We start from the raw sequence: 11,980 nt of genomic DNA on the forward strand, positions 1-11,980 counted from the left end.
TGCGGGGTTCAGTTGGTCGGCTCCGCCGCGTCCGGTGGGCAGCCGGGGAGTAGGAGCTGGCCGCCCGAGGGTGCGGGCCCATCGGTCGATGGCGGGCCGGTAGGCGCCCCAGTCGACATGCGGGCCACCGCCGAGGGCAGCATCAGATCGCCGGAGGTCCCGCGCTGGTTCGGGCCGCCCTTGGTCCCGTCGGTCGCCCGTGGGGTCGGCAGCAGGCTGCACACCTCGGCGGCCAGGTTCAGGCCGTGGGTGCCCGCTTCCTGCGACGGGGTGCGGCGGGTCTGCCGGTTCTCGTTCACGGATGCCCGAGGGGTCGGCAGAAGCGCTACCCGGGCCCGTAGCGTGTCGTTGCGGGGGTTGCCCGGCGGGCCGGTCCCGTTGGTCTCCGACACGGTAGGGGTGGGCAGCAGTTCCACCACCGCCGGAAGGCCATCGGAGTAGCCGCGGCCCTTGGAGTCGCGGGCGCGGGGCGTCGGCAGGCCAGGCCAGCAGGAACCACCGCCACCGCTGGTGGGGAGCGCCGACGTCCGATGCTCGGAGACACGTCCACTCCGCATTGAACCCGAGGTGGGCAAGGTCGGCGAGGACACGATCGAGCCCCGGTCGTCGAGCAACGATGGCGCGCACGTTCTCCAGCACGACGAGCCGAGGTCGTAGTACACCGAGGGCGGCGGCGATGACGAGCCAGAGGCCACTTTGGGTTCCTTCCTTGATCCCGGCACCGGCACCGGCAAGCGAGAGATCTGTGCAGGGGAACCCGGCGGCCACCACGTCCACGGCTGGCACGGTCGTCCAGTCCACGGCGGTGATGTCGCCGAGGTTGGGGACGCCGGGCCAGTGGTGGGCCAGGATCGCGGCGGCGCCCGGGTCGGGGTCAGCGACCCACGCGGGCTCGACGTCCAGCACGGCGGAAACCGCTAGGTCCAGCCCGCCATAGCCGGTGCACATCGACCCCAGGGACAGCGGGCGGGTCACGCGGCGTCCTCGGGAAGGATGATCAGTCCCTCGGGGGTCAGGAAGAACTCGTGACCGTTGTGGCAGGTCCACAAGTCGCCGGAGGTGTCGGGGGCGAGCGCGGCCCAGCAGGTGACCTCGGTGAGGCAGTACGGGCAGTCGGGGCCGTCCTGCACGGGCCAGTGGTGGGCCCGGATGATCCAGTCGTGTCGGCAGGCGCGGCACTGCCAGCAAGTGACCGCCTTTCCGGCGGCGGTGCTGGCCGGGCCGATGTACACCACGTCGGCGGGGCGGTCGCACAGGGGGCAGTCGGGGGCGGTGATGATCGGCCATTGCTCGACTGGCGGGAGTTCGGGCGGATTGGGTGTCATCATGGGCGTGCCTCTTCTAGGGCTCGGCGGGTCTTCGGGCCGGTCGGGTTCGTGATCGGTTGGGGTGCGGCCCTCGGCGGTGTGCTTGGTGGCTTGGCGCCGGGGGCCGCTTGACGTCCTCCTTCGGGTGGCTCGTGGGGCTGGTCAGTGGTCGTGGAGGCGGCGGGGGTGGGTGGCGCGGTCGGTGGCCTTGCGGTCGCGTTTGCGCTGGCGTTCCTTGGCCATCTCCGAGCGGACTGACAGCACGGTGCGGTGTGCGGTGCGGGAGCCGAGGCGTTGGGTGCGGCCGGTGCCGCCGCACCGGTTGCAGGGTCCGAACCTGCGGCGGGTACTGCCGTGCTTGCGGCCGGTCCCCTCACAGCGGCGGCAGGGGCGGAACGGGTAGGCGTAGACGCTGACCGCCCACAGCGCGGATCCGGCCATGGCGAGCAGCAGCAGGGTGACCATCGGGGTTCTCCTTCTGGCGCGGTCGTCGGGTGTGCTGCGTGATCTGCGGGCTAGGGCTTCCACCGGCCGATGACCACCGGCTGAGCCCACGCGACCGTCTTGCGGCGGTCGATGACGATGTCGCCGTTGGGCTTGAGGAGGATCTCGTCCTCGCGGACGTTGTCCTCAGCGAAGTCCGCGGCGACCTGCGCTTTGATCTGCTTCTCGTTGGCGGGCATGCCGCTGGCCTGGTGGGAGGTTTCGCGGCGGCCTTGCTCGTGGCCCTGCTGGTATCCGTCTTCCAGCCCGATGGCCATCGCTTCGGCGTATGCCTCTTTCCACGCTTGGCAGGCGTAGCGGGGACAGTCGGTGTCGTTGCAGGTGCGGTAGTCGTGCGCGGCCTTGCCCGCTCCCGCCTTGCCCGCGGGCGCCTTGGCCGGGGTGGTCTTAGTGGGGGGTTTGGCCGCGGTGGGCTTGCGGGGCCTGGTGGCGGTCTTCTTGCGGCGGGCCGCGGCGGCGGCCTTGCGGCGGGCGGCCTGCCGGCGCTTGCGTTCGGCCGCCTCACGGCGAGCGGCGGCGGCCTTGCGCTTCTTGAAGTCGGTCGAGATCTGGCAGGTGTGGTTGAGGCCGCGAGGCTTGCCGCAGGTTCGGCATGTCGCAGTGACGCGGGGCTTGAGGCGTGTCTTGCCGGGCTTGGCGCGGCGGTCCATGCGGGTGACGCAGGTGTGGGTCAGCCCGCGGGGCTTGCCGCAGCGTCCGCACTTGAGTACCTGGATCTTCAGGGCCATGGGGTCCTCGCATCGTGGGTGTGGGGCCGGGGGCCGCTACCCGCTACCGGGCAGGTCAGAGGCTGTGTGCGGGTAGCGGCAGGTAGCGGGTAGCGACGTCTTCGCAGGTCGGGCAGGTAGCGGTGCCGCTACCAGGTAGCGGCCCGGATCTGTGGCCGGAGCCGGGCGGGTCAGCCCGCGGCGGTGCCGTCGGTGGCGGCTTTGGCGTCCCGCTTGCGGCATCCCTTGCGGGTGACTCCGCCGCGCTTAACGTCCACGCTGGGCACCCCCAGGTCCCGGCATTGCGCCGAGACGGCGTCGGCGGTGGCGTCGGCCCACCGGTCGGGGAACTGGCCGGCGAGCCGTTCGGCCAGCTCGGTCCAGTGCAGGCCGGGGTCGGCGCCGAACACCGCCAGCACATCGGCCATCACGTCGCGGTCGGGTACGCCGGTGTCTTCACCAGCGGCGTAGCCGTTCAGGGTGCCGGCGCGTTCACGCATCCGGCGGGCGGCGGTGAGGATCTTCTCGGCGTCGCCGTGGTCGGCCAGGTGGGTGCGGATGGTCGGGGTGTGGTCGTCGGCGCCGTAGAGGTAGCCGACGCCGAGGTAGGGCTTGCCGACCGGCAGCGCGGAGGCGTCGAACCCCTCGGAGTAGGCGTCTCCGCCGAGGATGGCGTCGGAGACGTTGCGGTTGCCGCACCGCAGCGCGAACCGCACGGCGTGGTTGTCGCGGTACCGGTTGAACAGCCGCTGCACGTCACCGGCACCGACCCCGGACGGCTTCTGCGAGGACGACAGCAGCACAACCCCCGAGGAGGGCCCGACCGCCAGGATGAACGACAGCAGCTCGGCGATCTCCTTGTTGTCGTCCTGGTCCGGCAGCTCGAAGTAGTTCTGAAACTCCTCCACCACCAGCATCCAGATGAACAGGTGCTCGGGGTACTTGCGGCACAGTTCCTCAGTGAGCTTGCCCTCGGGGCACTCCTCGACCGACAGGGACGACAGGAAGTCGTTGGTGTCGATGATGTGCTGCTTGATCTCGGCGAGTGCGGCGATGAACTGGCGGACGGGGTCACCGGCACGGTTGGGCACGGTGCCGCGAATGAAGTGGTACGCGACCATCGCGAACTTGTTCCAGTCCGGGGAGTTCTTGCCGTCCACCACCGACAGCCGCACCGAGGGGTCCAGCGCCGCATACAGGGCCAGCAGACGCGCTGAGAACGTCTTGCCCTTGCGGGGCTGCGCACCGATCAGGATCGAGATCCACAACAGCCCGAGGGCGACCTTGCGGCCGTGCTCGTCCAGCCCGAACGGCGCCGGACGCCAGATGTTGCGGCGCTTGCAGTCCAGCAGCGGCGTCTTGCCCGCCGGGACGGCCAGGGGGTCACGGTCCATCACCGTCAGGGTGTGGCGGCGGTGACTCGTCGGGTCATGGGTGAGGTACACCTGCGAGGGCGCCACGTCCAGGCCGGAGGCGAGCTTGTCCTTGGCCTTGACCACGGCATCGAACCCGGTGCCGTGCGGTAGCACCACCTTGACCTGCGACCCCTCACCCTCCTTGGTGCGGGACATGGTGGTCTCGAAGGTGACCTGCTCGTTCATCTTGTCGGGGTGGCCCAGGCCGGCGGAGTAGTAGGCGCGCAGCACCACGTCGTGGTTGAGCAGCCGGAACCGCGGCACGGTCGTGGCCGGGGCGATGATCGGATGGTCCTCGGGGCGGCCGAAGTGGGCCAGCCACGGCACCGCCACGGCGGCGACTGCGGCCCACCCCCACCACGGCGCGAACTTCACCAGCAGCAGCCCACCGGCCAGCACCGCGGCGGCCTGCCCGGCCAGGATGGTGCCCCGGACGCGGCGGGTCTCCTTGACCTCGCGGTGCAGCTTGTACCACTCGCGCGAATCGCCCTGAGCAACAGCGAGGGAGCGAAGGTAGTCGTTCTCCGACACCCACCACCACGACAGTTGCCGGTCGATCAGCCGCCACACCCCGACCGCGCCCCACACCCCGGCCAGCGCCAGGTAACGGGGCGCGCGGATCGCGTGGAAGGCCAGCCGGTGCGCCGCGCGGCGAGTGTGGCGCCCGATCGCCTCACCGACCCCGGCGAGGCTGCGCAGGTGGTGCGGGATGACCGGGTAGGCGTCGCCCTCGGGGTCGTCCAGCAGGTACCCGACCCCGTCATCGACCGGTACGCCCTCGGCGTCGGGATCGGCGCCGGGGTCGAGCTGGACCTCAAAGGAGGTGTCCACGTCCGCGGCACCCTCGGGGTACGCGCCCTCGGCACCGTCCGGCGCGGCGTCGATGCCGGGCGCCAATTCGTCGGTGTCGGCAGGGGCGGTGTTGTTGGGGACGGGCAGACGTACCACCTCGCCCATGGGCTTGCTGAAGCTCATGACTGGGTCCCTCCCTCGGTGGCGGTGATCTGGGCGTGCAGGCGCTGCCCGGTCCGCGGGGTGACCTTCAACCGGCGGCCGAGTTCAGCACCGCTCAGCGACGGCTCGGCGGCCAGCAGCGCACGCGCTTTGTCGGCCGTGGTCGCGCCGCCGGTGCGACGCCGGGGCCGAGGCCGCCGCGACCTGCTGACGCGGTCGCCGTCGCGTGCCGTGTCGCGGTTCCCGTCGCCCTTCCCTTCGCCCCTGCTGTCGCGGCGGGTGTCGCCCTCGGCGTCGCCCGTGCTGTCGCGGCCGGTGTCGCGGGGCGCGGGCAATGCGGGCAGGTCCGGGCGGCTCGGCAGGGCGCGGCGGCCGGGGGCGACGGGGGCTTCGTCCAGCACCCACGCACGGAAGCCGCGCACGGTGCTGACCGGGGCCATCCCGAACCGCAGCGTCCACAGGGCGGTGCCGCGGGCGGCGGCCAACGGCGAGGACTCGTCGGCGCCGTCGCGGCCGGACAAAGCGCGCTGACGCACCACGGCGATAAGCCGGTCCGATGCGGCGGCGTACAGCGCGGCGGGCATCACCCACGCGGCCACCGACTTGGCCGAGCCAGGGTCGGCGGACAGCGCGTTCATGCACAGCGACCCCGCCACGCACGCCAGGTTCAGCGCGCGTTCGGCGACCGCCGGACGGCCGAGCCGGGCCTGTGCCAGGGCCAGCAGCGCGAAGATGACCGCGGCGGCGTCCAGCCCCAGGGCCTCCAGCATGGATGCGGTGTGCTCGCCCTTCTCGGCGTGCACGAACGCGTACTGCGCGCGGTAGGAGACGTACCCCTGCGCGGCGGCCAGCAGCAGAAGCAGGACACTGGCCACCGCCAGCAGCCAGCCGCCGGCACGGTCACTGCCCTCGGCCAGCGCCTCACCCTCGGCGCCGGGACCGCGGCGACGGGCCATGAAGCCCGGCAGGTATCGCAGGTTGAACACCTGCACCGGCCGCCCGTACTCGCCGCGCCCGGCCGTCGAGTCGGACGCCGGGCCGAACCCACCCGCGCCCTGGTGGCCGTTGGCGGTGTGCTGGGGCGGGTCGTAGGTCGTGGTCATCGCCGGTCCCTCCCGTCGTGGTGGCTAGCGGCGCGGGCCGGGTTGGGCACCGAGCCAGGGCGGTATTCGGTGTCGAGGTCAGCGGCCATCACCGACTGGCCGCACGGCTCGCAGCGGAAGCGCACCGGGCCGCCGTCCAACGGGGTCCGGCAGGTCGGGCAGCATTTGAGGGCACCCGGACCCAGCAGGCGGCGCGGCGCCGGTAGCACGGCGGGCAACGGGGCGGACGTAGTGGTGTTCATGCCGCCGCCTCCGTCCCGGTCTCGTCGGCGCAGTCCAGGCACTCGCCGAGGTGGCGGGGCAAGACGTATCCGACGTCGCATCGGCAGGTCGGGCAGAACCGGCGGGCGGCCAGCGCTTTGCCCAGGGCTGCGCACTGCCGCTCGGACGGGACGCGCTTGGGCAACGCCAGACGGACGTCGTACAGGTATGCGGCGCGCACCCCACCGGGCGCGTTGTAACGGCGGGAGTTCCACAGCACCTGTCCGGCGATCTCCTGACCGCCCGGACGCAGCCCCTCGGCGGCGAGCTGGCGGAGCGTGCGCAGGTACTCGGGGGCCATCCGCCACGGCCACGTGGGGATCCCGTGCCGGACGCCGGTCGGGTCGAAGAACCGCGCAGAGCTACGGCGGCGGGTCATCGCACCCCACCCCCCGCCGGCGCCGGGCTGAGAGCCGGGGCCAGGTTCGGGCGGCACACGGTGACCAGGTGCCAGCCCCCGTCACGCAGCGACCGGTAGACCAGCACACCGCAGACGACCGTCAGCCCGACGATCACCAGAGCGGTGAGGGCCAACGTCGGCGCGGGGTGGGTGACCAGCAGCGCCCCACCGGCGACCGCGAGCCGCGCCGGGGAGGCGCACACCCAGCACGCCACAGCCGCGAGCGCGGACAGCATGAGCAGGACGGCGGTCATCGGGCCACCCCCAGCATCGTGCGGAGCATGCCGACGTGCGCGGGGAACACCTTGCCGCCATAGACCTCGGCCAGCACGGCGACAAGAACGTTGTAGGAGGAGGCCGGCACCCACTCGGCGCGGCGGGCGTCATCGGCGCCGGCCACCCGCGGGAAGCCCAGGCGGCCGAAGCGTCCCAGGTGGGCCGTGCTAAGCACGGTGACCATCCACGCCTCATCCGAGGCGCGCGGGTCGGGCACGTACCGCGGCATGCCAGCCGAGAAGTACGAGGCAGGCAGCGCGAGCCCGGTCTCCTCCTCCAACTCCCGCGCGGCGGCGGCGGTCGGGGTCTCGCCAGGGTCGACGTGGCCGCCGGGCAGTGCCCAGCCGTGCCCGTCCGCACGCTCCACCATGAGGATCCACCGGCGCCCAGTCGGGTCGTACACCGACACCAGCGCATCGGCAGCCAGCGCCTCGCCCCAGTGCCCCAACTCGTTGCGGCCGTAGCGCACCGCGGTCTTCTCGCACGGGTTGACCGGGCGCCCGTCGACAACCGCGAACGGGATCGCAGCGGACGCCTGACGCGCCCTCCAGTCGATCCGGGTGGGGTCGGTCTCCGGGTCGGCCCAGCCGTCGCGGACACCGATGGTCAGCACGTCGGAATGGGTGTAGGTGCGGTTGCTCATGTCAGGCGGCCTCTTCCACTTCGGACGCCAGCAGGGCGCGGGCCTCACGCCGGAGCGCGGCCAGCTCGCGCGGCAGGTAGCCCGCCCACACGCCGAACGTGGGGCGGATCCGCAGCGCGTAGTCCAGGCACAGGGCCCACACCGGGCAGCCCTCGCACACCTCGCGGGCCACGTCCTGACGGGCCAGACGCTCGGCGAGCGGCTCGTCCTCGAACGCGTCCGGGCCCATGTGCAGGTCCGGGTCGTGCCGGCAGTCGCCGCGCGTCCCCAGTTCGGTCACCAGGTCTACCAGCGACATCGCGGACGGATCGACAGACATGCGGTCCTCCATGCGGGTCGTGATCGGTTCGGGTCGCGGCCCTCGGCGGTGTGCTTGGTGGCTTGAGCGCCGGGGCCGCTTGGACAGAGGAGAGGTCGCGGTCATCGCGGATTAGCCCAGCGAGCCCGAGAACGTCGTGATCGCGTGAATGACCTTGTTGACCAGGTCAGCGGCCTTCTCGGGGTTGTTGACGGCGAAGATGATGACCGCCACACCGGCCAGCCACTGCGGGATCTTGCTGGACTGCTGCGGAAACATGAATGACCTACCTCCGCTTGTCTTGCGACAAGCTGTCTTGTCCCATGACAGTAAGGACGTGAGCTGGATCCGTCAAGCCCTTGTCGCAAGACACTCGGGTACCGTGAGGTCGTGGCGACTCGGGATGACGAAGGACTTGCAAGCCGCCAGCTCGCGAGGCGGCTGCGCGCGGAGATCGAAGAGGGTTCGAGCTACCAGCCGGGGGCACGCCTGCCCTCGTATCGGCAGCTCGCCGAGACACACGGCCTCGCTCGCAACACAGCCGCCGCAGCCGTGCGCATCTTGGAGAGCGAAGGGCTTGTAGAGATCAGAGGAACCAGCGGAGCGTTCGTGAGGGAGCCCGCCGGGACCGGCGACGGGCCCGAACTGGCGGCTGAACTGGTAGCGGTACAGCGTCAGCTTCGAGAAGCGCGGCGGGTTCTCTCGGTCACAGAGGATGCGGTGGCCGGCTTGCTGACTCGCTTCCCCAACAAGGGTGAGGAGCGATGAGCCAGTTCGGCGCTGGGTGGCGGGTGCTGTGCTGTTCACGCTTCAAAAATCGCGACGACCCGCATGCGCGCATAGCTGGCTTGGGGGCTGACAACCCCCTGTCAGCCCCTCGTGCCAGTGGCCGTTTCCCCTGCACACTGGGCGGTAAGGAGGTAGATCCCACATGGACGATCGACCGGACTGGGCCCGCCGCATTCGCGCAGAGCGGGAGGCGCGCGGGTGGTCCCAACCGAAGTTCGTGGCGGCGCTACGGGCTCACGCCAAGCAAGAACTTCCCTCCGATGCGAGCATGCTTCGCACCATCCGGCGGTGGGAGGCAGGCGAGACGCGACCCGATGATTTCTATCGGCCTCTAGTCGCCAAGACATACGGAACCGTCACCGCAGCGATATTCGGGCCAGAGCCGGGGCGCCGCGACTCGGAAGCTGAGCTGCTCAGCGTCGCAGGCATGGACACGTTGGAGATCGTTACTCGGCTGCGCACAAGCAATGTTGACGATGCGACCCTCGACGGGCTACGCGTCACGGTCGATCGCTTGTGTTCGGAGTATCCATACCTGCCCCCCGAAAACCTCCTTGTGGAAGGGCGTCAGTGGTTGCGCCGGATTACCGGCCTGCTGGACCGTCGAACAACGCTCTCGCAGCATCGCGAGATCCTTGCGCTTTCCGGGATGCTCGCGCTTCTCGTTGGATGCGTCGAATACGACGCCAATGATCGGAACTCCGAAGCAACTCGACGGGCCGCGCTGACCCTGGGGGAGGAGTCCGGGGCAAGCGAGATCAGTGGGTGGGCGCATGAAATGCGCGCATGGTTCTCTCTGACCAAGGGCGACTATCGGGGAGTGATCGCGGCTGCGGAAGCCGGTGAGGCAGTGGCACCGAATCACAGTGTTGCCGTTCAACTTGCAGGCCAAAGAGCAAAGGCGTGGGCCCGACTCGGCGATCGGCGACAGACTGAGATCGCACTAGACCAGGGCAGGGCGCTGCTGGAGGAGCTGCCTTACCCAGACAACCTGGATCACCATTTCGTTGTCGACCCTGCCAAGTTCGACTTCTATACCATGGACTGCTATCGGCTCCTCGCAACCGAGGATCGTCTGGCGAAGGCATATGCGTCTGAGGTTCTTAGGGCAGGAACCGAAGCTAACGGCGCCGAGCGCAGCCCCATGCGCAATGCTGAGGCTCGTGTCACGCTCGGCGTCGTTGCTGCTAGAGAGGGCGATATAGAGCAGGCAGTTGCCATGGGCAGTCGGGCGCTAGAGGGCGACCGTAAGTCGTTGCCGTCCCTGCTCATGGTTTCTCAGGAGTTGGCGGACACTCTCGTTGGCCAGTCAGCGGATCACCCCGCTGTAGTCGAGTATCTTGATCTCCTTCGCCAACTAAGAATCGCGGCGTAGGTGTAGCGATCCCCTATCACTTTTTGGGGAAGCCTAAGGTTCGTTCGGAGTGAGTCGTCCCTGAAGTTCGTCAAGTAGCTCTTCGAACTGGTCAATCGTGTCCGGCGAAAGAGTCACTCTCTCTTTGAGTGCATAGAGTTCGACAAGAGAACGTTGAATATTTTTTTTCGAGATTCTGCGGGACGGATCTAGATCGGGAAAAATACGTGCAACGATCACCCGTTTGTCGTCGACGCTAAAAAGGTCCTCCAATTCTTTAACTTGCCCATTTTTGCATAGTTCAGGAAGAGTTGCAATCCGCCCGCGAACGAGTGGGCCAAACTCGTGCTCGTAGCGTTGGCGTTGCTTTTCTCCCTCCGTATCGCCGTCCAGCAAGATCAAAAAGTTCTTTCCCCAGCCAATGTATAGTCTGATGAGAGGCTCCAGAGAGCCAGCGCCTCCTCCTGGAACCAATTTGACGTCCGGCCCGATGCCGAGTACTTCATTTGCATACCGTAGTGCAAAGAAGTCCGACTTTCCTTCGACCAGAGCGACATTAGGCACTGGCTCCAAAACAGATGGCTGATGCTGAAGCAGGTCAAGCACTGGTTGAATGTAAGAAGTCTTGGCCGGGTTTTGGCTCACGAAGGCACGATATCTAGTTGCAGTGATTACGGTCGAGCCTCCCCGAGCTGAGAGATACTTTTCCAGATCAGCCGAGTCTAGAATAGAGTTCCGAACCACGTAAGCACTGTCCAGCCATTTGACGTTAATCAGGTGGTGGCTGTGGGTCGAGTACACCAAACTGCAGCCTTCAATCAACTTCTCGAAGCTTTTCAGTAGTTCGGCTTGAGCGCTGGAATGGAGGTTGGATGCTGGCTCGTCCAACAAGATTAGCGGCTTGGTTTTTGAAGTGGATTTTCCTTGAAAAGACGTCATGAGCAGGAACATAAAGAACCAGCGGAACCCGAGGCTGCGTTCGGCCAGGTCGTAATAGCCATCGGGGCCCTTGATACGTAGTTCGAGGAAAGGGACGCCGTCGTCATCGATATTGGCATCGATCTGGATTTCCTGCGCGGCAGGTGCTCGCCCAAATATCCGATTCCAACCTCCGAAGACGGTCTCAGTGACCATCTGGCTCATGTCATGAAGAAGCGCGCCGAGGTTGCGCCGGTCGGCGAGGTTGCCCGACCTTAGTCGAGCAATTACATGGGTGTCCAGGTTGGCGCCGTTCCCTGCCTGGTGCACGATGTTTTCGAAAGTTGCGCGATAGAATTTGTTGCGAGCGCGCCGGGTCCTCTCTCCTGAGGGGCCCATAGGTTCGTGGACTTGCTTCACCTTTCCGAATCGATCACCGAAGCCGAGGTTAGGTGCTTTTGTGGGCGCCAGCTCGAACCTGTCAGGGAGATCGAACAGGAAATCTGGAAAGTAAAGAATTTTTGGCAGCCTGGTTTTGATGAACTTTACAATGCCCTGCCATTCCTCGTTTTGGGCGTCATAGCTACGCGCTTTCCGTTGCTTGCCTCGCGTGCCTTCGACCTTGATTCGCCAGAGCACCTTTTTCTTCTTGTAAAGAGAATCTTCGTAGACGTAATGCTCTGTAATGGCAATCGTCGTCGAGAGTTCAGTAAGTGTCAAGTTGTGTTTCTCTTGCGCATACTTTCGCGTTTCTTTTTTGTCTATCTCGTCGAGCTCAATTACAGCCGTTACCGAGATGTTCTCATTGTAGTTGGCGCGACGAGAGATCGGAATCCAGCCCTCGCGATTGCTCAGGGCGGACATCCCTGGATTGACGGCCTCCAAGTCTTCTGCGCCATACGAAAAGGCAAATATCGCCTCGAGTATGGTGGTTTTTCCGCTCTCGTTCAAGCCAATAAGAGTGGTCACTCCCTCATTTAGGGGGAGAGTTAGATTCTCAATCCCCTTAAAATTGCGAAATCTAAAGGATTTATACTTCATCAGTTTCCTT

Annotated in this window: 14 protein-coding genes and 1 pseudogene; 2 read left to right on the forward strand and 13 right to left on the reverse strand. The window is 67.2% G+C overall.

What is annotated here, in order from left to right; translation table 11 throughout:
- Positions 1 to 8: 8 nt before the first annotated feature.
- From AB0C84_RS10160 to AB0C84_RS10215, 12 genes and pseudogenes are all read right to left on the reverse strand, one after another.
- Complete coding sequence (locus tag AB0C84_RS10160; RefSeq protein ID WP_361063769.1) at positions 9 to 557, reverse strand: hypothetical protein; 549 nt, start codon at positions 555 to 557, stop codon at positions 9 to 11.
- Positions 538 to 948, reverse strand: a pseudogene (locus AB0C84_RS10165) (DNA cytosine methyltransferase); the annotation flags it as partial. The gene AB0C84_RS10160 and the pseudogene AB0C84_RS10165, both read right to left, overlap by 20 nt.
- Before the next feature lie 23 nt (positions 949 to 971).
- Positions 972 to 1,328: a hypothetical protein gene (locus tag AB0C84_RS10170; RefSeq protein WP_361063557.1), complete on the reverse strand. Its 357-nt coding sequence runs from the start codon at positions 1,326 to 1,328 to the stop codon at positions 972 to 974.
- Between the two features lie 141 nt (positions 1,329 to 1,469).
- Entirely contained in the window at positions 1,470 to 1,772 is a 303-nt protein-coding gene (locus AB0C84_RS10175) for a hypothetical protein (protein WP_353833823.1), read from the reverse strand.
- A gap of 50 nt (positions 1,773 to 1,822) precedes the next feature.
- Positions 1,823 to 2,539, reverse strand: coding sequence for a hypothetical protein (locus AB0C84_RS10180; RefSeq protein ID WP_361063561.1), 717 nt, complete (start codon positions 2,537 to 2,539; stop codon positions 1,823 to 1,825).
- A 170-nt stretch (positions 2,540 to 2,709) separates the two neighbouring features.
- A complete protein-coding gene (locus AB0C84_RS10185; RefSeq protein WP_361063564.1) occupies positions 2,710 to 4,908 on the reverse strand; it encodes a hypothetical protein in 2,199 nt (732 codons plus the stop codon).
- Positions 4,905 to 5,990, reverse strand: coding sequence for a hypothetical protein (locus AB0C84_RS10190; protein WP_361063567.1), 1,086 nt, complete (start codon positions 5,988 to 5,990; stop codon positions 4,905 to 4,907). The genes AB0C84_RS10185 and AB0C84_RS10190 overlap by 4 nt, the downstream gene beginning before the upstream one ends.
- A 238-nt stretch (positions 5,991 to 6,228) precedes the next feature.
- Positions 6,229 to 6,630, reverse strand: coding sequence for an RRQRL motif-containing zinc-binding protein (locus AB0C84_RS10195; RefSeq protein WP_361063570.1), 402 nt, complete (start codon positions 6,628 to 6,630; stop codon positions 6,229 to 6,231).
- The gene (locus tag AB0C84_RS10200) at positions 6,627 to 6,905 is read right to left on the reverse strand and encodes a hypothetical protein (RefSeq protein WP_361063573.1); all 279 of its coding nucleotides are present in this window, start codon (positions 6,903 to 6,905) and stop codon (positions 6,627 to 6,629) included. The genes AB0C84_RS10195 and AB0C84_RS10200 overlap by 4 nt, the downstream gene beginning before the upstream one ends.
- The gene (locus AB0C84_RS10205) at positions 6,902 to 7,570 is read right to left on the reverse strand and encodes an NUDIX domain-containing protein (protein WP_361063576.1); all 669 of its coding nucleotides are present in this window, start codon (positions 7,568 to 7,570) and stop codon (positions 6,902 to 6,904) included. Before AB0C84_RS10205 ends, AB0C84_RS10200 begins: the two co-directional genes overlap by 4 nt.
- Before the next feature lies 1 nt (position 7,571).
- Entirely contained in the window at positions 7,572 to 7,889 is a 318-nt protein-coding gene (locus AB0C84_RS10210; protein ID WP_361063579.1) for a WhiB family transcriptional regulator, read from the reverse strand.
- A 111-nt stretch (positions 7,890 to 8,000) separates the two neighbouring features.
- On the reverse strand, positions 8,001 to 8,147 hold the full coding sequence (locus tag AB0C84_RS10215) for a hypothetical protein (protein ID WP_338741956.1): 147 nt from the start codon (positions 8,145 to 8,147) through the stop codon (positions 8,001 to 8,003).
- A 111-nt stretch (positions 8,148 to 8,258) separates the two neighbouring features.
- Here AB0C84_RS10215 and AB0C84_RS10220 point away from each other — a divergent pair, with 111 nt between their 5' ends.
- Together AB0C84_RS10220 and AB0C84_RS10225 are read left to right on the forward strand one after the other, a co-directional pair.
- On the forward strand, positions 8,259 to 8,636 hold the full coding sequence (locus tag AB0C84_RS10220; RefSeq protein WP_361063583.1) for a winged helix-turn-helix domain-containing protein: 378 nt from the start codon (positions 8,259 to 8,261) through the stop codon (positions 8,634 to 8,636).
- A 163-nt stretch (positions 8,637 to 8,799) separates the two neighbouring features.
- A complete protein-coding gene (locus AB0C84_RS10225; RefSeq protein ID WP_361063586.1) occupies positions 8,800 to 10,032 on the forward strand; it encodes an XRE family transcriptional regulator in 1,233 nt (410 codons plus the stop codon).
- 33 nt (positions 10,033 to 10,065) lie between these two features.
- Here the strand turns inward: AB0C84_RS10225 and AB0C84_RS10230 are convergent, their stop codons facing one another.
- Complete coding sequence (locus tag AB0C84_RS10230) at positions 10,066 to 11,970, reverse strand: AAA family ATPase (RefSeq protein ID WP_361063589.1); 1,905 nt, start codon at positions 11,968 to 11,970, stop codon at positions 10,066 to 10,068.
- Positions 11,971 to 11,980 lie beyond the last annotated feature (10 nt).

It is taken from the genome of Actinomadura sp. NPDC048955, from assembly GCF_040649435.1.
GTDB classification, from domain to species: domain Bacteria; phylum Actinomycetota; class Actinomycetes; order Streptosporangiales; family Streptosporangiaceae; genus Spirillospora; species Spirillospora luteofluorescens.

What these genes read in the sequence shown, in the direction of transcription:
- AB0C84_RS10195 (WP_361063570.1), bottom strand. Translation starts at nt 6,630, where the DNA reads ATGACCCGCCGCCGTAGCTCTGCGCGGTTCTTCGACCCGACCGGCGTC.
- AB0C84_RS10215 (WP_338741956.1), bottom strand. Translation starts at nt 8,147, where the DNA reads ATGTTTCCGCAGCAGTCCAGCAAGATCCCGCAGTGGCTGGCCGGTGTG.
- AB0C84_RS10205 (WP_361063576.1), bottom strand. Translation starts at nt 7,570, where the DNA reads ATGAGCAACCGCACCTACACCCATTCCGACGTGCTGACCATCGGTGTC.
- AB0C84_RS10190 (WP_361063567.1), bottom strand. Translation starts at nt 5,990, where the DNA reads ATGACCACGACCTACGACCCGCCCCAGCACACCGCCAACGGCCACCAG.
- AB0C84_RS10225 (WP_361063586.1), top strand. Translation starts at nt 8,800, where the DNA reads ATGGACGATCGACCGGACTGGGCCCGCCGCATTCGCGCAGAGCGGGAG.
- AB0C84_RS10160 (WP_361063769.1), bottom strand. Translation starts at nt 557, where the DNA reads ATGCGGAGTGGACGTGTCTCCGAGCATCGGACGTCGGCGCTCCCCACC.
- AB0C84_RS10170 (WP_361063557.1), bottom strand. Translation starts at nt 1,328, where the DNA reads ATGATGACACCCAATCCGCCCGAACTCCCGCCAGTCGAGCAATGGCCG.
- AB0C84_RS10210 (WP_361063579.1), bottom strand. Translation starts at nt 7,889, where the DNA reads ATGTCTGTCGATCCGTCCGCGATGTCGCTGGTAGACCTGGTGACCGAA.
- AB0C84_RS10230 (WP_361063589.1), bottom strand. Translation starts at nt 11,970, where the DNA reads ATGAAGTATAAATCCTTTAGATTTCGCAATTTTAAGGGGATTGAGAAT.
- AB0C84_RS10180 (WP_361063561.1), bottom strand. Translation starts at nt 2,539, where the DNA reads ATGGCCCTGAAGATCCAGGTACTCAAGTGCGGACGCTGCGGCAAGCCC.
- AB0C84_RS10200 (WP_361063573.1), bottom strand. Translation starts at nt 6,905, where the DNA reads ATGACCGCCGTCCTGCTCATGCTGTCCGCGCTCGCGGCTGTGGCGTGC.
- AB0C84_RS10175 (WP_353833823.1), bottom strand. Translation starts at nt 1,772, where the DNA reads ATGGTCACCCTGCTGCTGCTCGCCATGGCCGGATCCGCGCTGTGGGCG.
- AB0C84_RS10185 (WP_361063564.1), bottom strand. Translation starts at nt 4,908, where the DNA reads ATGAGCTTCAGCAAGCCCATGGGCGAGGTGGTACGTCTGCCCGTCCCC.